Origin of the sequence: Mesorhizobium sp. M1088 (assembly GCF_040318575.1) — a bacterium.
Taxonomy (GTDB): Bacteria; Pseudomonadota; Alphaproteobacteria; order Rhizobiales; family Rhizobiaceae; genus Mesorhizobium.
In genome coordinates, this window is record NZ_JAMYMO010000005.1 from 236,337 (window position 1) to 255,296 (window position 18,960).

14 protein-coding genes are annotated in these 18,960 nt (G+C 63.3%); 9 read left to right on the top strand and 5 right to left on the bottom strand.

Going from position 1 to position 18,960, the window contains the following annotated elements:
- Positions 1–36: 36 nt before the first annotated feature.
- Complete coding sequence (gene tilS, locus NKH49_RS09275; RefSeq protein WP_352613394.1) at positions 37–1,473, top strand: tRNA lysidine(34) synthetase TilS; 1,437 nt, start codon at positions 37–39, stop codon at positions 1,471–1,473.
- A 106-nt stretch (positions 1,474–1,579) separates the two neighbouring features.
- A complete protein-coding gene (gene ftsH, locus NKH49_RS09280) occupies positions 1,580–3,505 on the top strand; it encodes an ATP-dependent zinc metalloprotease FtsH (protein WP_023677989.1) in 1,926 nt (641 codons plus the stop codon).
- Between the two features lie 586 nt (positions 3,506–4,091).
- Here the strand turns inward: ftsH and NKH49_RS09285 are convergent.
- Entirely contained in the window at positions 4,092–4,754 is a 663-nt protein-coding gene (locus NKH49_RS09285) for a hypothetical protein (protein ID WP_502893708.1), read from the bottom strand.
- A gap of 874 nt (positions 4,755–5,628) precedes the next feature.
- On the opposite strand from NKH49_RS09285, the gene glmM reads away from it, so the two are divergent.
- The 5 genes from glmM to serA all read left to right on the top strand — a co-directional run bounded on the left by glmM (position 5,629) and on the right by serA (position 12,171).
- Positions 5,629–6,981 carry a phosphoglucosamine mutase gene (glmM, locus tag NKH49_RS09290; protein WP_352471193.1) on the top strand — a complete coding sequence of 451 codons (1,353 nt, stop codon included), beginning with the start codon at positions 5,629–5,631 and terminating at the stop codon, positions 6,979–6,981.
- 226 nt (positions 6,982–7,207) lie between these two features.
- The gene (locus NKH49_RS09295) at positions 7,208–8,047 is read left to right on the top strand and encodes an outer membrane protein (RefSeq protein WP_352613400.1); all 840 of its coding nucleotides are present in this window, start codon (positions 7,208–7,210) and stop codon (positions 8,045–8,047) included.
- A 234-nt stretch (positions 8,048–8,281) separates the two neighbouring features.
- Entirely contained in the window at positions 8,282–9,031 is a 750-nt protein-coding gene (locus NKH49_RS09300; RefSeq protein WP_352613401.1) for an outer membrane protein, read from the top strand.
- A gap of 182 nt (positions 9,032–9,213) precedes the next feature.
- Positions 9,214–10,389 carry a phosphoserine transaminase gene (locus NKH49_RS09305; RefSeq protein WP_352613403.1) on the top strand — a complete coding sequence of 392 codons (1,176 nt, stop codon included), beginning with the start codon at positions 9,214–9,216 and terminating at the stop codon, positions 10,387–10,389.
- Between the two features lie 183 nt (positions 10,390–10,572).
- Complete coding sequence (gene serA / locus NKH49_RS09310) at positions 10,573–12,171, top strand: phosphoglycerate dehydrogenase (RefSeq protein WP_352613405.1); 1,599 nt, start codon at positions 10,573–10,575, stop codon at positions 12,169–12,171.
- Between the two features lie 57 nt (positions 12,172–12,228).
- On the opposite strand, the gene NKH49_RS09315 is transcribed toward serA, so the two are convergent.
- Positions 12,229–13,131 carry a DMT family transporter gene (locus NKH49_RS09315; RefSeq protein WP_352613407.1) on the bottom strand — a complete coding sequence of 301 codons (903 nt, stop codon included), beginning with the start codon at positions 13,129–13,131 and terminating at the stop codon, positions 12,229–12,231.
- Between the two features lie 321 nt (positions 13,132–13,452).
- On the opposite strand from NKH49_RS09315, the gene NKH49_RS09320 reads away from it, so the two are divergent.
- Positions 13,453–14,751: an adenylosuccinate synthase gene (locus tag NKH49_RS09320; protein WP_023680654.1), complete on the top strand. Its 1,299-nt coding sequence runs from the start codon at positions 13,453–13,455 to the stop codon at positions 14,749–14,751.
- 73 nt (positions 14,752–14,824) lie between these two features.
- On the top strand, positions 14,825–16,480 hold the full coding sequence (locus NKH49_RS09325; RefSeq protein WP_352613409.1) for a hypothetical protein: 1,656 nt from the start codon (positions 14,825–14,827) through the stop codon (positions 16,478–16,480).
- A gap of 31 nt (positions 16,481–16,511) precedes the next feature.
- Here NKH49_RS09325 and NKH49_RS09330 read toward each other — a convergent pair whose 3' ends face one another.
- The 3 genes from NKH49_RS09330 to NKH49_RS09340 all read right to left on the bottom strand — a co-directional run bounded on the left by NKH49_RS09330 (position 16,512) and on the right by NKH49_RS09340 (position 18,950).
- The gene (locus tag NKH49_RS09330) at positions 16,512–16,811 is read right to left on the bottom strand and encodes a CcdB family protein (RefSeq protein WP_352613411.1); all 300 of its coding nucleotides are present in this window, start codon (positions 16,809–16,811) and stop codon (positions 16,512–16,514) included.
- Entirely contained in the window at positions 16,811–17,053 is a 243-nt protein-coding gene (locus NKH49_RS09335) for a type II toxin-antitoxin system CcdA family antitoxin (protein ID WP_254816484.1), read from the bottom strand. The genes NKH49_RS09330 and NKH49_RS09335 overlap by 1 nt, the downstream gene beginning before the upstream one ends.
- A 76-nt stretch (positions 17,054–17,129) precedes the next feature.
- On the bottom strand, positions 17,130–18,950 hold the full coding sequence (locus NKH49_RS09340) for an ABC-F family ATP-binding cassette domain-containing protein (protein WP_352613413.1): 1,821 nt from the start codon (positions 18,948–18,950) through the stop codon (positions 17,130–17,132).
- Positions 18,951–18,960: the final 10 nt, after the last annotated feature.

The window sequence follows — 18,960 nt, forward strand, 5'->3', positions numbered from 1 at the left end:
TTGCCGCAAAACCGGGCCCACGCTTGGGCGACATGCATGACGCTCGACAGCGAGCCTGACCTTTCGGATTTTTCGCGGATCGACTTTTCCAACGGCGCTGTTGCGGCCGTGTCCGGCGGCAGCGACTCGACCGCCCTTCTCCTCCTCCTCAAAGCCCATCTCGACCGTAACGCCCCGGCAACGAAATTGCTGGCGGTAACGATCGATCATCAATTGCGGCCGCAAGCGGCAGCGGAAGCGCAAGCCGTGGCCAGGCTGTGCGCGGCGCGCGGCATTGCCCATCGCATCCTCGCCTGGTCGGGGCACAAACCTTCGACCGGTCTGCCCGCCGCCGCGCGCGAGGCGCGCTACCGGCTGCTCGCCGAGGCCGCCGAAGCGGCAGGCATCGGCCTGATCCTGACCGGCCACACCGCCGACGACCAGGCTGAGACCGTGCTGATGCGGCAAGCACGTGACGACGGGCCAGGTGAGGAGAGGCCGCGCGACGAAGCGCGGGGCCTTGCCGGCATGGCGCCGGCAACCCTCTACGAGTGGCGGCACTGGATCGTGCGGCCGCTGCTCCGCGTGCGGCGTGCTGAGCTGCGCGAATTGCTGCGGCGTGAACAGGTTGCCTGGATCGAAGATCCGACCAATGCCGACACCGCTTTCGAGCGGCCGCGCGCCCGCGCAGCACTTGCCGAAGGCGATGGTACGCCTAGCGTGGCTGAAGCGATAGCGCTGGCCAGCAAGGCGGCGGTCGAGCGTGAGCAGCTGGGACATCGCGCGGCCATGCTGATCCGCAGCTTGGCCTCCAGGCCGGCCGCCGGCCTCGTCCGGCTCGATCGGGATTTTGCGACGGCCGCCGACAGCCGGTCGGCCATTTATGCGCTGCGCATCCTGCTGGCGGCGACCGGCGGCACCGCCTTTCTTCCCGACCAGGCCCGCAGCGAAGCTCTTTTCGGCCGGTTCCGCACCGGGCCGCTTTGTGCCACATTGTCGCGGACCGTGGTCGATGCCCGGCGTACCGGCATCTTTCTGCACCGCGAATTGCGCGATCTGCCGCCGGCTGTTGCGGTTTCCGGCAATGCCCTGTGGGACGGCCGCAGACGGATCACATTGGGCGACAGTCCAGGTGCATTGTTGATGATCGCGCCGCTGTTGATAGCACCGCTCGGGGCGGCTCTTGCCGCAAAGCGGGCAATTGCCGGGCATGGCACGCCGGCAAGCCTTGTGCGTGCCGCCTTGGCCGCCGAGCCGGCGCTCTGGCGGGATGGCGAATGCCTTGGTTTGCTGGGGGAAGGCCCGGGTTTGCCCGGGGAAGGCCCGATGCCGGCGGCTGTCGCCGCATATCCGGCAGTCGCGCCCTTCGCCCGTTTCCTGCCGTCCTTCGATCTGGCGCCGGCCGATGCCGTCGCCGCGTTGCTTGGCGCGGCGCCCGTTCCAGCCGTGCCGTTCGGCGGCCACAATGCCGGCCTACCACGGGCGAAAGCTTAACCGAGACCTGCTGTTATGCTTGGCAATGGGAGACGCTCTCCCTATGTTAGGGCCAAGTTTCCTCTCACGACGCGTGTCCGCCCAGCGGGCGCCAACGGGACAATTGATGAATCCGAATTATCGCAACCTCGCGCTCTGGGCGATCATAGCGGTCCTGCTCATCGCTCTCTTCAATCTTTTCCAGACGCCGCAGACGCGTGGAGCCTCGAGCGATGTTCCCTATTCGCAGTTCCTGCAGGAAGTCGCGGCGGGACGGATCAAGTCGGTGACCATCGCCGGCGCCCGTATCTCCGGCAATTACACGGACAGTTCCAACGGCTTCCAGACCTATTCGCCTGGGGACCCGTCACTGGTTTCGCGGCTGCAGGACAAGAACGTCACCATCAACGCGCGTCCTGAATCCGACGGCTCCAATTCGCTGTTCGGCACCCTGATCTCCTGGCTGCCGATGATCCTCATTCTCGGCGTCTGGATATTCTTCATGCGCCAGATGCAGTCCGGTTCCGGCCGCGCCATGGGCTTCGGCAAGTCGAAGGCCAAGCTTTTGACCGAAGCACATGGCCGCGTCACCTTCCAGGACGTCGCCGGCGTCGACGAAGCCAAGGAAGATCTGGAAGAGATCGTCGAGTTCCTGCGCGACCCGCAGAAATTCCAGCGGCTCGGCGGCAAGATCCCGCGCGGTGTGCTGCTCGTCGGTCCTCCTGGAACCGGCAAGACGCTGCTCGCCCGCTCGGTCGCGGGTGAAGCCAACGTGCCGTTCTTCACCATTTCGGGCTCGGACTTCGTCGAGATGTTCGTCGGCGTCGGCGCAAGCCGCGTTCGCGACATGTTCGACCAGGCCAAGAAGAACGCGCCTTGCATCATCTTCATCGACGAAATCGACGCGGTCGGCCGCCATCGCGGCGCCGGCCTCGGCGGCGGCAATGATGAACGCGAGCAGACGCTGAACCAGTTGCTGGTCGAGATGGATGGCTTCGAATCCAACGAAAGCATCATCCTGATCGCCGCCACCAACCGGCCAGACGTGCTCGATCCGGCGCTGCTGAGGCCGGGCCGCTTCGACCGCCAGGTGGTGGTGCCGAACCCCGACATCGTCGGCCGCGAGAAGATCCTGAAAGTGCATGTGCGCAACGTGCCGCTGGCGCCCAATGTCGACCTCAAGGTGATCGCGCGCGGCACGCCGGGCTTTTCCGGCGCCGATCTGATGAACCTGGTCAACGAATCCGCCCTGATGGCGGCGCGGCGCAACAAGCGCCTCGTCACCATGGCCGAATTCGAGGACGCCAAGGACAAGATCATGATGGGCGCCGAGCGCCGCTCGTCGGCGATGACACAGGCCGAGAAGGAGCTGACCGCCTATCACGAGGCCGGTCATGCCATCCTGGCGCTCAACGTGCCGTCGGCCGATCCGCTGCACAAGGCGACCATCATTCCGCGCGGCAGGGCACTCGGCATGGTCATGCAGCTGCCGGAAGGCGACCGCTATTCGATGAGCTACAAATACATGATCTCGCGCCTCGCCATCATGATGGGCGGCCGTGTCGCCGAGGAGTTCAAGTTCGGCAAGGAGAACATCACCTCCGGCGCCTCCTCCGATATCGAGCAGGCGACCAAGCTGGCGCGTGCCATGGTGACGCGCTGGGGCTTCTCCGACAAGCTCGGCCATGTCGCCTATGGCGACAACCAGGAGGAGGTGTTCCTCGGCCATTCGGTGGCGCGCACGCAGAACATCTCGGAAGAGACGGCGCAGATCATCGACGCCGAAGTGCGCCGGCTGATCGACGAGGCCTATTCGACGGCAAGGTCCATCCTGACCAAGAAAAAGAAGGAATGGATCGCGCTGGCGCAGGGCCTGCTCGAATACGAGACGCTGTCTGGCGAGGAGATCAAGCAGCTGATCGCCGGCAATAAGCCCGCGCGCGACCTTGGCGACGACACGCCGCCGAGCCGCGGCTCGGCCGTGCCGAAGTCCGGCCGCCGCAAGAAAGGCCCCGAGCCCGAAGGCGGCATGGAACCTCAGCCGTCAAGCTAGGCTCAGGCCCGGCACAGATCGACTTCGAAACGCCGCGGCTCTAACCGCGGCGTTTTCTCTTGGGGAATGCGACCCTTCCTGCATCGCAGGAAATTGGCGAAAGTGACGATGACGGCCAATCTCCCGCCTCGCGGGGACATGTCCGGCAGGACAGAGAGGAGCGCGAAGGGAATGGGGCCTTCTATCATCCTCGTTGACGATTTCGGGAAGATCGACAAAGCGCGCCGGAGAATGAAGCTCGCATTTTTTGTCGGCGGTGCCACGTTTTGTTCTTGCTTTGTGCCGGCAGCTATGCTACTAATTTAGGTATGGTGCCAATTGGCGCTGACGACCCGCCCGCCGAGGCGGGTTTTTTATTTCAGGCTCCTTTTCGACCGAGCGTCGCGCGTGCTGGCGACCATCGATGTCGGCGGGACAGTTCCCTGGACAGTGCCCCTCTGTCCTGCCGGACATCTCCCCCACGAGGGGCAGATTGGCAGCGGCGCCGCTTGCGCGCGGATGGCGCTCCTCGCAAGTGTTCGGCAGCAACAAAAAAGCCCGCGAACCTTGCGGCTCGCGGGCTCATGTCGTCGGATGGTGGCGCCGGTCAGCTCTTCAGCTTGGCGTTGCAGAGGCTGTAGAAGCCGCCGCCTTTCTGGATCCACCTGAGGCCGCCCAGCGTGTTGGCGTCCTTGTTGGCGTAGTAGAGGTCGAGACAGGTGTGCATGCGGCCCTTGGCCGGGGTCTCGGTTGCATACTTCTTGGAGATCGCCGTCGGGAATTTCACGCCCTGGGGGGCGGTGATGGTCGGCGGTTGCGGATCGCCGGTGTATTTGGCATCGGGAGCCGGCAGGGTGTCGTCGTCGGCTGCGCCGGCGCCGCATTGGCTCTTGCGGAAGTCGTTCCACTTCATGCCGTTCAGCGTGTTGCCGGCCTTGGCAGCCTGATATTTGGCGCTGCAATCCGCCATGCTGACGCCTTTCCCGGTATCGGTCGCGGCGGCTGTCGTCGCCTTGGCAGGTGCCGCGGCGGGTTGTGCGGCTGCACTTGCGCCGGCGGCGCATTCACTCTTGCGGAAGTCGTTCCACTTCATGCCGTTGAGCGTGCCGGCAGCCTTGGCGGCCTGGTATTTGGTGCTGCATTCCTTGGCCGTCAGCCCAGGCGCTGCGTCATCGCTGCTGGCCGCCGCTGCTTTGGTCTTGGCGGCGGGTTGTGCGGCTGCCGTCGCGCCGGCGGCGCACTGGGTCTTGCGGAAATCGTTCCACTTCATGCCGTTGAGCGTGCCGGCAGCCTTGGCGGCCTGGTATTTGGTGCTGCACTCCTTCGCCGTCAGGCCCGGCGCCGCATCGTCGGCGGCGGCTGCCTTGGTCGTGTCGGCAGCCTTGGCCGTGGCTTTGGCTGGCGCAGGTTCGGTTGTAGCGGCGGAAGCATCGGTGCCGCATTGGGCCTTGCGGAACTGGTTCCAGTTCTGCCCGCCAAGCGTTCCCGCGTCCTTGGCCGTGTTATACTTGGTGCTGCACTCGGCCATGGTCAGCGCGCTGGCAGGCGCCGCCAGGAATAAGGTCGCGACGGCAAGACCCGTCAAAGTGGCAAGTCGGTGGATGAGCATGCGTTTTCTCCCTGCGGCGGTTCATGATATGTCCCAGTGCAGCAATAGCGCTCAACGGCTGGTTGCGCCAGATGCTAAGTAGCGTAGAGACAAATTTAGAAGTGCATTCTTTTCTTTAAGGTGATGAATTCGTTGCCGGGACCGTCTCCCCGCCAAGTTCGTCCGGGTGCATTGCACGGAGCGCGCGCCTATGGCTGGTTCCCAGCGAGGACACTGCGTCGAATGACAGCCAGTCAAATCGGCGGCTGCGGCGGACCTGAGCCCACCGCTGTCTGGAGCAGCACGATGCGGATTCGGGTTCAAGGCCACACTGCCACAGCCCAAAGGATCCAGATGAGGTTTGAGTTGATGTTTCTGATGCTGCTGCCGCAACAAGGGCTCGGAACTTGAAAATCAACACACTAGCGTGACGTAAAACACACAAAACAACAATTTTCTAAGGATTGGTCGTCCATAATCATACAATGTGATGACGGGGCTTGGGCCATTTTATGGCATGAGATGCTCGGAAAGAACCATCGGGAAGCTGGCGAACATGGCAGGACATTATTTCGGTACGGACGGCATTCGTGGGCGCGCCAACAAGTTTCCAATGACGGCGGAGGTCGCCATGCGGGTCGGCATGGCCGCCGGCCTCTCGTTCCAGCGCGGCAGCCACCGCCACCGCGTCGTGCTCGGCAAGGATACCAGGCTTTCCGGCTACATGATCGAGAACGCCATGGTGTCGGGCCTGTGCGCCGCCGGCATGGATGTCTTCCTGCTCGGCCCGATCCCGACGCCGGCTGTTGCCATGCTGGTGCGCTCGCTGCGCGCCGATATCGGCGTGATGATCTCTGCCTCGCACAACCCCTATTACGACAACGGCATCAAGCTGTTCGGCCCCGATGGCTACAAGCTGTCCGATGAGATCGAGGAGCGTATCGAGGGGATGCTCGACAAGGATATCGAACTGGCGCTCGCCGATTCCGATGGGCTCGGCCGCGCCAAACGCGTCGACGGCGTGCATGACCGCTATATCGAATTCGCCAAGCGCACGCTGCCGCGCTCGATGTCGCTGTCGGGCCTGCGCATCGTCGTCGATTGCGCCAATGGCGCCGCCTACAAGGTGGCGCCCGACGCGCTGTGGGAACTCGGCGCCGAGGTCGTTGCCATCAATGTCGAGCCCAACGGCTTCAACATCAACAAGGAATGCGGCTCGACTCATCCGGCCGGCCTGCAAAAGAAGGTGCACGAGGTGCGCGCCGATATCGGCATTGCGCTCGACGGCGATGCCGACCGTGTCGTCATTGTCGACGAGAACGGCGCGATCGTCGATGGCGACCAGATCATGGCGCTGATCGCCGAATCCTGGCAGCAGAGCGGACGGCTGGCCGGCGGCGGCGTCGTCTCGACGGTGATGTCCAATCTCGGCCTCGAACGCTTCCTCGGCGACATGAACCTGCAGTTGCATCGCACCAAGGTCGGTGACCGCTATGTCGTCGAGCACATGCGTGCCCATGGACTCAATGTCGGCGGCGAACAGTCGGGCCACATCGTGCTGTCCGATTTCTCGACCACCGGCGACGGCCTCGTCTCGGCGCTCCAAGTGCTCGCCTGCATCAAGCGGCATAACCGACCGGTCAGCGAACTGTCGAAGAAATTCGAGCCGGTGCCGCAGCTTTTGAAGAATGTGCATATTTCCGGCGGCAAGCCGCTGGAGGAGGCGCCGGTCAAGGCGGCGATCGAAGATGCGCGCAATCGCCTCGGCAAGGCCGGGCGCCTGGTCATCCGGCCATCCGGCACGGAGCCGCTCATCCGCGTCATGGCGGAGGGCGACGACCCGCAGCTTGTCGAGTCCGTGGTCAACGACATCGTCGAGGTCATTTCGGAAACGCGCAGCGCCGCCTGATCTCCCTCCAACATCGGTTCAAAAGCCCGCCTTGCCGGCGGGCTTTTTTATTGGGTCGCGGCCAGCTCCGCCTGCAGCAACGGCCGCCAGATTGCTCCACTTTTAGAGATTCGTGGTTAATCAATACGGTTAAACGCCTTTTAACCTTTCCGATTCATTATCCACAACTGAGGTCAATCACATTTCGGGCGCGTTCGCCGTTCGAGGGTTCTCAGGGGTGATAAGCATGTTCAACACAGCTAGAATGGCTCTTCTGGCCGCGCTGTTTGCCGGCGTCGGACCGGCATTCGCCGCCGATTTCGTCGAGCCGCCCGTCGTCGAGGAGGCACCGCCACCGGTTGCCTATGAGCAGCCGGCCGAATTCGGCGGCTGGTATATCCGCGGCGACATCGACTATCACTGGTCGAAGTTTCGTGGTGGCGACTACATCACCTACGGTGTGGCACCCCAGAATCCCGGCAAGTTCGATACAGGCAAGCTGGATGGCGCCTTCTCGGCCGGCGGCGGTGTTGGTTACCAGATCGACGAGCATTTCCGCACCGATCTCACCCTGGACTGGATGAGCAAGTCCAAATTCCGCGGCTCGACCAACGGCTTCTGCGGCCCACAGCAAACGCCTTGCACGTCCGTCGATACCTCGTCCTATTCGGCGCTGCTGCTCTTGGCCAACGCCTATGTCGATATCGGCACCTGGCATGGGATCACGCCTTACGTCGGCGCCGGCATCGGCGGTGCCTGGGTCAAGTGGGATGAACTGCACAACGTGGACAGCGACGGTTCATTTGATCATGCCGGTGGCAAGGGCTGGCGGTTTGCCTATGCTGCCATGGCGGGCGCATCCTACTGCCTGACTGACCGCGTCAAACTAGATGTCGGCTACCGCTTCAGCCACATCAACGGCGGTAAGATGTTCGACTATGCCTCCCTCCCCAATGTCGGCCCCGGCTATGACAAAGGTATCAACGTTCACGAAGTGCGCGGCGGCCTGCGCTACCAGTTCGGCAGGTCGGACTGTGCGCCGCCGGAGCCTTACGTCCCGGAACCCGAGCCCGTCTACACGAAGTAGTCGCTTCGAAATCGAGGAATTCGTCGACCGCCCGGCTGATGCCGGGCGGTTTCGTTTGGCTGCCTAAAGATGCTGCGTTGCCCTGTAACACCGTCCGGCTCGAGGAGCGAAAACGGATCAAATCAATTGCTAACGCCTTGTTATCCTTAACCCGCACTTAACCACTATGGTTAACAATGCTGTCTGAAACGGCGCGCGCGATCGCGAATGCGCCAAGTTCGGGAGCCGAGGACCATGACATTCAAATCGCCTATAGCACTGGCGCTTGCAGCAGTCGTCCTGGTGCCGCTGACGCCGGCGCTTGGCGCCGATTACGAACCGCCGGTCTATGTCGACCAGGCGCCCGACTATGTACCGGTCGAGGTTGGCTCGGGATGGTATCTGCGCGGCGATGTCTCCTATCTGGTGCAGAAGAGCTTCAAGGATGAGCATTTCGCCTTTACACCCGCGAGCTTCGACGAAAAGGAAGATCCCATCTTCGCCAGCATCGGCTTCGGCTACCATTTCAACGACTATCTGCGCGCCGATCTCAATGTCGGCTATCTTCCCGGCAACAAGATCGACGTCGGCTATAACGACGGAACGACCGTGGCATCGGCGACCCTGAAGAACTATGCCTTCTCAGGCATACTCAACGGCTATGTCGACCTTGGCACCTATGTCGGAATCACACCTTATCTCGGCGCCGGTGTCGGTGTCGTGCAGAGCAAGCGTCGCCTGTCGGCGAGCTACTTCACCGACAACGCCGACCCCACCGACGATTTCGTCCGGCGTGACAACAAGACCCAGTACTCCTTCGCCTACACGCTGAATGCCGGGCTTGCGTACCAAGTGTCCAAGAACGTCTCGGTCGATCTGGGCTATCAGTATTTTTCCGCGCCAGACGCCGAATATGTGACTGCCGAGAGTCTGACTTCTTTTCCGATCCGCAAAGGGATCAACAATCATCAAGTCAAAGTCGGACTACGCTACGATCTCTGGTAGGCTCGATCGAAACCGAGGCGTTGACAATGGCGGGTCGCAGGCCCGCCGTTTGCGTTTCGCCCCCGGCAATATCCTGACAGCGACAAAAACTTTCCCCTTGACGCCGAAAGCCTGAACGCATATCGCCATCCGTGGGCCACCCCTCCCCAACGAGGGGCCACTATCTGGAAGGATAGACCACGATGACCACGCATGCGAAGCCCGGATTCCGTCCGGCAAATCCCAATTTTTCCTCAGGTCCCTGTGCAAAACGCCCCGGCTGGTCGGTCGAGGCGCTCAAAAATGCCGCGCTCGGGCGCTCGCACCGCGCCAAGATCGGCAAGACCAAGCTCGAACAAGCGATCGAGCTGACCCGGGAAATCCTCCAGGTTCCGGCGGATTACCGCATCGGCATCGTGCCGGCCTCGGATACCGGCGCGGTCGAAATGGCGCTGTGGTCGCTGCTCGGCGAACGCGGCGTCGACATGGTCGCCTGGGAGAGCTTCGGCTCCGGCTGGGTCACCGATGTGGTCAAGCAGCTGAGGCTCGCCGATGTTCGCAGGTTAGAGGCGGACTACGGCGCACTGCCGGACCTGACCAAAATCGACTTCGACCGCGACGTGGTCTTCACCTGGAACGGCACGACGTCGGGTGTGCGCGTGCCGAACGGCGATTTCATCCCGGCCACCCGCAAGGGCCTGACCATCTGCGACGCGACTTCGGCGGCCTTTGCGCAACAGCTCGATTTCAGGAAGCTCGACGTCGTCACCTTCTCCTGGCAGAAGGTGCTGGGCGGTGAGGGCGCGCACGGAATGCTGATCCTCAGCCCGCGCGCCGTCGAACGCCTGGAAAGCTACAAGCCGGCCTGGCCGTTGCCGAAAATCTTCCGCCTCACCTCGGGCGGCAAGCTGATCGAAGGCATCTTCAAGGGCGAGACTATCAACACGCCGTCGATGCTGTGCGTCGAGGACTATCTCGACGCGCTGCGTTGGGCGAAGTCGATCGGCGGCCTCGACGCGCTGGTCACCAGAGCGGATGCCAATGCCGCTGTTCTCGATCGCTTTGTCAGAAAATCTTCCTGGCTCGGCCATCTTGCCGTAGACCCGGCGACGCGTTCGAACACGTCGGTCTGCCTTTCCTTCACCGACCGGCAAGTCGCTGCACTCGACGCCGATGGACAGGCTGCGTTCGCCAAGGCAATTGTCTCGGCGCTCGACAAGGAAGGCGTCGCCTACGACATTGGTGCCTACCGCGATGCACCGCCCGGCCTGCGCATCTGGTGCGGCGCGACAGTCGAGACCTCCGATCTCGAAGCGTTGCTGCCCTGGCTCGACTGGGCCTTTGCGGCGCAAAAGGCGTCGCTCAAAGCGGCGGCCTGACTCCCTCCCCCTCGAGGGGAGGGTGGCCCGAAGGGCCGGGTGGGGTCGCCTCCACCCGTTCAACGATCCGCCATCCAGAAAGAAAAAGATTTGGCCGCATCCGGCCGCAACGACCCCACCCCGGCGCTTCGCGCCGACCCTCCCCTCAAGGGGGAGGGACGCCAATCGCAAAGGACCAAGCCAATGCCCCGCGTTCTCGTCTCAGACAAACTTTCCACCACCGCCGTGCAGATCTTCAGGGATCGCGGCATCGAGGTCGACTATTTGCCGGATCTCGGCAAGGACAAGGAAAAACTGCTCGAAGTGATCGGCCAGTATGATGGGCTGGCCATCCGCTCGGCGACAAAGGTCACGGAGAAGCTGATCAATGCTGCGACCAGGCTGAAGGTCGTGGGCCGCGCCGGCATCGGCGTCGACAATGTCGACATACCGGCGGCGAGCCGCAAGGGCATCATCGTGATGAACACGCCCTTCGGCAATTCGATCACCACCGCCGAGCATGCCGTCGCCATGATCTTCGCGCTGGCCCGCCAGATACCGGAGGCCAACGCCTCGACGCATGCCGGCAAATGGGAAAAGAACCGCTTCATGGGTGTCGAGATCACCGGCAAGACGCTGGGCATCATCGGCTGCGGCAATATCGGTTCGATCGTCGCTACGCGCGGCGTCGGCCTGAAGATGCATGTCATCGCCTTCGATCCATTCCTGTCGGACAGCCGCGCCGAGGAGCTCGGCGTCGAAAAGGTCGAGCTCGACGAGCTGTTCGCCCGCGCCGATTTCATCACGCTGCACACGCCGCTGACGGACAAGACGCGCAACATCATCGACGCCGCGGCGATCGCCAAGATGAAGACCGGCGTGCGTATCATCAACTGCGCCCGTGGCGGGCTGATCGTCGAGGCCGACCTGATCGCGGCCTTGAAGAGCGGCAAGGTGGCCGGCGCCGGCATTGATGTGTTCGAGGTCGAACCGGCGGAGAACAACGCACTGTTCGGCATGGAGAATGTGGTGGCAACGCCGCATCTGGGGGCCTCGACGATGGAGGCGCAGGAGAATGTCGCGCTGCAGGTCGCCGAGCAGATGTCGGACTATCTGATCAAGGGCGCCGTTTCCAATGCCATCAACATGCCATCGATCACCGCCGAGGAAGCGCCGCGGCTGAAACCTTTCGTCAAGCTCGCTGAAGTGCTCGGCGCCTTTGTTGGCCAGGTCACCGAGGATCCGATCAAGGAGGTCGAGATCCTGTTCGACGGCTCGACCGCGACGATGAACACGCGGGCGCTGATCAGCGCCACTCTTGCCGGGCTGATCCGGCCGCAGGTCGCCGACGTCAACATGGTGTCGGCGCCGATCATGGTGAAGGAGCGCGGCATCATCGTCGCCGAGGTCAAGCGCGACAAGTCGGGCGTGTTCGACGGCTATATCAAGCTGACGGTCAAGACCGAGCACAGGACGCGCTCGATCGCCGGCACGTGTTTTTCGGACGGCAAGCCGCGCTTCATCCAGATCAAGGGCATCAATCTCGACGCCGAGGTCGGCCAGCACATGCTCTACACGACCAATGCCGACGCGCCCGGCATCATCGGTCTGCTCGGCACGGTGTGCGGCGAGAACGGCGTCAACATCGCCAACTTCCAGCTCGGCCGCAACCGGCCGGGCGGCGATGCCATCGCATTGCTCTATCTCGATGCGCCATTCCCGGAAAACGTGTTGGCTCAGGTGCGCTCGCACAAGTCGATCGACTCCGCCAAGCGGCTGCATTTCGACGTGGGGATAGCCTGAAATTCGGTCGCCCCGTGTACAGCAGCACGGGGCGGTGGAACGTCGCGGCAAGCTACTTCATTCAGCAGCGGATGCCGCCATCTTCCGTCCGCTGTATTCGGCGAGGCTGATGCCACCGAGCACCAGCGCGAGAGCCAGCGCCTGATAGAGCTGGAATGTCTCGCCGACAATCAGCACCGATAGCAGCGTACCGAAGATCGGCACCAGATTGATGAACAGGCCGGCGCGGTTGGCGCCGATCAGCTCGTTGCCCCTGATGTAGAAGATTTGCGAGATGACCGAAGCACCGATGGCGGTATAGAACGCGACCGCCCAGCCGCGGGCATCGGGGACGATGACTTTGCCGGCGGCAATCTCCCACAGGAAGAAAGGCAGCGATGTGACGAGTGCGGCAACCGACAGCGCCAGCATCAGGCTCTGCCAGCGGATTATCGGCTTCAGCCGCAACCCCACCGAATAGAAGGAGTAGCAAAGCACGGCGACCAGCATGATCGCGTCGCCAAAGTTGAGATCCAGCTTGAGAAGCTGGCGCAGGTCGCCATGGCTCGCCGTCACCGCGACGCCAATGATGGTCAGCACGACGCCAGCGATCTGCACCCGGTTCACCCGCAGGCGAAACAGCAGGAAATTGGCGATGATGATCACGATCGGTATCGCCGCCTGCTCGATCGAGACGTTGATCGCCGTCGTGTAGTTGAGCGCCGTGTAGAAGATCGTGTTGAAGAAGGCGAAGCCGCAAGCGCCGAGCCCGCCAAGCAGCAACCAATGCCTGCGCACCACCGGCCAGTCTTGGCGTAGCGTTCCCCAGCCGATCGGCAGCAGAATCAGAACCGCCAGCAGCCAACGCAGGAAGACCAGCGTCATCGGCGAGATATGACCGACCGCCAGCTTTCCCGCCACGGAGTTGCCGCCCCACAGCAAGGTGGTGAACAGCAGGAACAGATAGGCGGCTCGATGCATCGTGAACTCCCGGCCAGGCAGAGGGAATTTGACGGTCGGTGTGGGCCTATTGCGACCGCCAGCCCAAGTAAATGATGTCAAAGGCGAAAATTGTTGTGCCTCGGAGCGTTTTGGGCGGCAAAGAGTGGTCGCGCTCGCCGGGTCTTGACGCTATAGAACGACGTGCATGCAATTGGACGCTACAAAGTACGCGTCGGAAGGCTTTAATCCTCGCGTCGTGCTTTCCGAAAATCGATTCCGATTTTGGGGGCCGATGCGATAGAGGCCTGTCGTTTCGAACTGTTTCAAGCTGCTCGTGCGGCGTCTCAAGGGAAAAGAAATATGGCCAATGTGGTGGTCGTCGGCTCGCAATGGGGCGATGAGGGCAAAGGCAAGATCGTAGACTGGCTGTCGGAGCGCGCCGATGTTGTCGTGCGCTTCCAGGGCGGCCACAATGCCGGCCACACGCTGGTCGTCGACGGCAAGGTCTACAAGCTGTCGCTGCTGCCGTCCGGCGTGGTGCGGCAAGGCAAGCTGTCCATCATCGGCAATGGCGTCGTCTTCGATCCGCACGCTTTCGTCGCGGAGGTTGCGAAATTGAAGGCGCAGGGCGTCGAGGTGACGCCAGACCGCCTGAAAATAGCCGAAAACACCGCGCTTATCCTGTCCTTGCACCGGGAGCTGGACGGATTTCGCGAGGACGCCGCTTCCAATTCCGGAACGAAGATCGGCACGACCCGTCGCGGCATCGGTCCCGCCTATGAAGACAAGGTGGGCCGGCGCGCGGTCAGGGTGATGGATTTGGCGGATTTGGAAACGCTGCCCTTGAAGGTTGACAGGCTGCTGACGCACCACAATGCGCTGCGGCGCGGGCTCGGCCATGCCGAGGTCACGCACGAGGCGATCATGAGCGAGCTGATCTCGGTGGCCGACGAGATCCTGCCCTATATGGACCGCGTCTGGAAAATCCTCGACGACAAGCGCCGCGCCGGCGAGCGCATCCTGTTCGAGGGCGCGCAAGGGACGTTGCTTGACATCGACCACGGCACCTATCCGTTCGTCACCTCGTCCAATACGGTTGCCGGCCAGGCCGCCGCCGGGTCGGGTGTCGGGCCGGGCGCCATCGGTTATGTACTCGGCATCACCAAGGCCTATACGACGCGCGTCGGCGAAGGCCCGTTTCCAACCGAACAGAAGAACGAGATCGGCGAGTTCCTGGGCACGCGCGGCCATGAATTCGGCGTCGTCACCGGCCGCAAGCGCCGCTGCGGCTGGTTCGATGCCGTGCTGGTCCGCCAGGCCGTCGCCGTCAACGGCATCAAGGGCATTGCGCTGACCAAGCTCGATGTGCTCGATGGGCTGGACGAGATCAAGGTCTGTACCGGCTACCGACTCGACGGCGAGGCGATCGATTACCTGCCGGCCAGCCAGGGTGCGCAGGCCCGCGTCGAACCGGTCTACGAGACGCTGGAGGGGTGGAAAGGCACCACCGCCGGTGCGCGCAGCTGGAACGACCTGCCGGCCCAGGCGGTGAAGTACGTCCGCTACATCGAGGAGCTGATCGGCGCGCCGGTCGCACTCCTTTCCACCAGCCCTGAACGGGACGACACGATACTTGTGACCGATCCGTTTCAAGACTAGTTTCTCAGCCTTTCCGGGCATTGCGGCTGATTTGCGGGGGCCGGCCCAGAAACAAATGCAGGTCGACTGACGTATGGTAGATTTTGTTCCTATTCTGAAAAAGGCGCTCGATAAACTCGGTGAGCCGTCGGCGGAAGTGCGCGCCAGGGTCTATGACAGGGCCCGTTCGTCAATCGCGAAACAACTCGCAGAGAAGGCCACGATGACGCCTTCCGATGTCGACCGGCAGATGCGTGCACTGGAAGACGCCATCGCCAAAGTCGAGCGGGACTATGCCAAGCCTGCGCCGCCACCCGACCCGCTGGCGGAACTGGAGGACATCTTCTCCTCCATCGACCGCAACAAGAACCAGTCCAGCCATATCCGACAGCCAGCAAAGACGGAGCCGGCATGGCAGCCGGCAAAGACCGGGCCGGCCTGGCAGCCCACGGCCGCCAAGGCGGCGCCGAACTGGCAAAAGCCGCAGCCCGTCGCTCTTTCTCAGGAGCGCGCTGGTCCGCCGCCGTCCGATATGGATCTTCCGACGGCTGACGGCCAAGACGGCGTTTTTCCGGGCGACGACTTTTCCAACGACGGCGGCCCCGCGGAGGATAGGTTCCAGCGGCTCTATCCTGCCGAGCGCAGGCGCAGCTATGGCGGTGTGATCGCCGCCGCCATTGCCTTGCTCGTCATTGCCGGAGGTGGCTATGGCATCTGGCTGAACAAGGATGCGTTCGGCAGCATGCTCGGCCTCGACTCGACCACAGCCGTCGCCACCGAACCGCTGGTAAAACCAGCCCCGGCCAAGCCGGTGGCCGATGCGGCCGTACCGGCCGCCGCGCCTCCGACGGATGCCGGCGAGGGCGCGAAGTTCACGCAGCGCCTGACGCCCGAGGGCCACGAAGTCGATCCCGGCCCCGCGGCCGGGCAGGCGGGCATCGGCGAAGGCGAATCCGTCGCCGCACTGACCACGCCGCCATCGGCCGCACAAGCGCCGACCACCCCGGCACCGGCCGCGCCGGCTCCGGCCGCACCCGCCGACACGCAAGCCACGGCCAATGCTCCAGCAGTCGATGGGTCCGCTGCACCAACTCCCGCAACGCCGCCCGCCAACGGGGCAGCAGCGCCTGCAGCGGCCGCCCCGCCGCCAGCACCGGCGGCGGCACCAACGGCAGTTCCGCCGCAAGCCACGTTGGCCGTCGGCCAGAAGGCGATCTTCTACGAGGAGCGCACCAGCACCGCTCAAGGCTCGGCCGAGCCCGGCAATATCGTCTGGTCGCTGGTGCAGGAATCGCCCGGCGGCGACCTGCCGCCCGAGCCGGCGATCCGCGCCGAGGCGACCATTCCAGGCAAGGATATCCAGTTGCGCATGACGATCCGTCGCAACACCGACCAGACGCTGCCGGCCAGCCATATTATCGAGATGATCTTCCTGACGCCTGACGGCTTCGAGGGCGGCGGCGTCGACAACATCCTGCGTGTCGCCATGAAGGGCTCCGAGCAGGATGCCGGAAGCCCGCTGATCGGCATCCCGGCCAAGATCGCCGACGGTTTCTTCCTGGTTGCGCTCAACGATACCAAGGCGGATGAAGACGCCAATCTGACCTTACTCAGAGGTCAGGACTGGATCGACGTGCCGGTCGTCTACAAGACCGGGCGGCGGGCGCTGCTCACCATGGAAAAGGGCATTCCAGGCGAGAAGGTGTTCGACGAGGCGCTGAAGGCCTGGCAGACTAAGACGGCGGGGTGAAGACGGTCCGCCACCCCGAAGCTCCAGCAGTTCAGAAGCCCTGGAACAGCATATCGAGCGCGGCCACGATCTCGTCGTGATGCCTCGTCAGATTCAGTCGGCTCTCGCCCAGTTCCGTCGCCGCAACCGTGGCGATCAAATGGGTGGCCATGACCAATTTCCGACCATTGATCTCGAAAATCGGGTGGAGCTTTCGCATTGGTGATGGCGCCATCGCAGCCGGCAGAAGCGGGACGACCACCCGGGTCTTGAAATGGTCTAGCAGATCGGCCTGGACGTCGAGGAGATAGCCGCCTTCGATGCTACCCGCGAAGACGTCGTGGCGCGCCATCAGAATTGCCGATGTTCTGCCAGCGGAATACCGTGTTTTTCGACATATTCGTTCCACGCATCTATCGTCGCGCGGTTCTCAAGCTTCCACAGCCGCGTCTTTTCGGCGGCCACGGCCTCGGCGATGCCGGCTTCAGCGGCGCGCGAGACATTCACATCGAGCCCCTTGGCTTCCTTCATGAGCTTTGAGTCGATCGACAGATTTGCCGGCTGGCGAACCGCATTCACAGCAATTTTGCGCATGATCACCTCCACAGTATGCGCATAACATATGCGCATTCCTCTCTAGTCGCAATGACAAGGTGCTTGAACTCGCGAATTACCCCTCCATCTCCTCGCGCAGCATTTCCAGTTCCAGCCATTCCTCCTCGAGCGCTGCCAGTGTGACGCGCTCCTTGTCGAGCGCGGCAATCGTCTTCTGGAACGAGGCCGGGTCACGCTCGTAATAGGCCGGATCGGCGATGTTGTTCTCCAGCCGCGAGATCGAGGCCGACACCGCCTCGATCTTCTTGGGCAGCGATTCCAGCGCGAATTTCTGCTTGAACGACAGTTTCTTGGCCGGGCCCTTCGGTGCGGCCGCTTCGTTCCTGCTTGCCGCCGTCGCTTCACCGGCTTCTGCTTTTGGCCGCGCCCTGCGGTCGTCCAGCCTGGTGCCGCCGCGCTGCGCCAGCATGTCGGAATAGCCGCCGGCATATTCGATCCAGCGGCCGTCACCATCCGGCGCGATAATGCTGGTCACGGTGCGGTCGAGGAAATCGCGATCGTGGCTGACCAGGATCACCGTGCCGGCAAAGCCGGCGACCAGTTCCTGCAGCAGCTCCAGCGTCTCCATGTCAAGATCGTTGGTCGGCTCGTCGAGCACAAGCAGGTTTGCCGGCCGCGCCAAAACGCGGGCGAGGATCAGCCGTGCCCGCTCGCCGCCTGAAAGCTCGCGCACCGGCGTGCGCGCCTGTTCCGGCTTGAACAGGAAGTCTTTCATGTAAGAGACGACGTGGCGCTGCTCGCCATTGATGACGAGGTTCTCGCCGCGCCCGTCGGTGAGATACTGCGCCAATGTCTCCTGTGGGTCGACGGCTTCGCGCTTCTGGTCGAGCGTGGCGATCTCCAGATTTGTGCCGAGCCGCACCGTGCCCGCGTCCGGCTTCAATTCGCCGGTCAGCATCTTCAACAGCGTCGTCTTGCCGGCGCCGTTCGGCCCGACCAGACCGACGCGATCGCCGCGCTGGATGCGGGTCGAGAATCCCTTGACCACGGTCAGATCGCCAAAGCTCTTCTCGATGTTCTTGGCTTCGATCACCAGCTTGCCGGATTCGGCGGCGTCGCTGGCTGTCATCGTCGCCGCACCCTCGGCGCCGCGATGACCACGAAAGCGCTGGCGCATGGTCTGCAACTCACCGAGCCGGCGCATGTTGCGCTTGCGCCGCGCTGTCACGCCATAGCGCAGCCAGTGCTCCTCGCGCACGATCTGGCGACCGAGCTTGTGCTGCTCGCGCTCTTCCTCCTCCAGCACCGTGTCGCGCCATTCCTCGAAATAGCCAAAGCCCTTGTCGAGACGGCGGGTCTGGCCGCGGTCGAGCCAGATTGTGGCGCGTGACACGCGCTCGAGAAAACGGCGGTCATGCGAGATGACGACCAGTGCCGAGGAGGTGCGGGCAAGCTCCTCCTCCAGCCATTCGATGACCGAAAGGTCAAGATGATTGGTCGGCTCATCGAGGAGGAGAATGTCGGGCTCCGGCGCCATGACGCGGGCGAGGGCGGCGCGCCGCGCCTCGCCGCCGGAAAGGTCGTTCGGCCGTTCCTCGCCGGTCAGGCCGAGATGCTCCATCAGATAGGTGGCGCGGTAGGGATCGTCGGCGGGCCCGAGCCCCGCCTCGACATAGGCGCGGACGGTCGCAAAACCGTCCATGTCGGGCATTTGCGGCAAGTAGCGCACGGTTGCCGAGGGCTGGCGGAAGACTTCGCCATCCTGCGGTTCGATCAGCCCGGCGGCGATCTTGAGGAGCGTCGACTTACCAGAGCCGTTGCGGCCGACCAGGGCGATCTTGTCGCCAGCCGAGGCCGTCAGGGCGGCACCGTCGAGCAACGGCGTGCCGCCAAAGGTCAGCTTTATCCCGTCGAGATTGAGAAGCGGCGGCGCCATATCAGCTTTC

Bases quoted from the DNA above. Each gene is read 5' to 3' on its own strand.
- tilS (WP_352613394.1), top strand. From the start codon at position 37: ATGACGCTCGACAGCGAGCCTGACCTTTCGGATTTTTCGCGGATCGAC.
- ftsH (WP_023677989.1), top strand. From the start codon at position 1,580: ATGAATCCGAATTATCGCAACCTCGCGCTCTGGGCGATCATAGCGGTC.
- NKH49_RS09285 (WP_502893708.1), bottom strand. From the start codon at position 4,754: ATGAAGTGGAACGATTTCCGCAAGACCCAGTGCGCCGCCGGCGCGACG.
- glmM (WP_352471193.1), top strand. From the start codon at position 5,629: ATGGCAGGACATTATTTCGGTACGGACGGCATTCGTGGGCGCGCCAAC.
- NKH49_RS09295 (WP_352613400.1), top strand. From the start codon at position 7,208: ATGTTCAACACAGCTAGAATGGCTCTTCTGGCCGCGCTGTTTGCCGGC.
- NKH49_RS09300 (WP_352613401.1), top strand. From the start codon at position 8,282: ATGACATTCAAATCGCCTATAGCACTGGCGCTTGCAGCAGTCGTCCTG.
- NKH49_RS09305 (WP_352613403.1), top strand. From the start codon at position 9,214: ATGACCACGCATGCGAAGCCCGGATTCCGTCCGGCAAATCCCAATTTT.
- serA (WP_352613405.1), top strand. From the start codon at position 10,573: ATGCCCCGCGTTCTCGTCTCAGACAAACTTTCCACCACCGCCGTGCAG.
- NKH49_RS09315 (WP_352613407.1), bottom strand. From the start codon at position 13,131: ATGCATCGAGCCGCCTATCTGTTCCTGCTGTTCACCACCTTGCTGTGG.
- NKH49_RS09320 (WP_023680654.1), top strand. From the start codon at position 13,453: ATGGCCAATGTGGTGGTCGTCGGCTCGCAATGGGGCGATGAGGGCAAA.
- NKH49_RS09325 (WP_352613409.1), top strand. From the start codon at position 14,825: ATGGTAGATTTTGTTCCTATTCTGAAAAAGGCGCTCGATAAACTCGGT.
- NKH49_RS09330 (WP_352613411.1), bottom strand. From the start codon at position 16,811: ATGGCGCGCCACGACGTCTTCGCGGGTAGCATCGAAGGCGGCTATCTC.
- NKH49_RS09335 (WP_254816484.1), bottom strand. From the start codon at position 17,053: ATGCGCAAAATTGCTGTGAATGCGGTTCGCCAGCCGGCAAATCTGTCG.
- NKH49_RS09340 (WP_352613413.1), bottom strand. From the start codon at position 18,950: ATGGCGCCGCCGCTTCTCAATCTCGACGGGATAAAGCTGACCTTTGGC.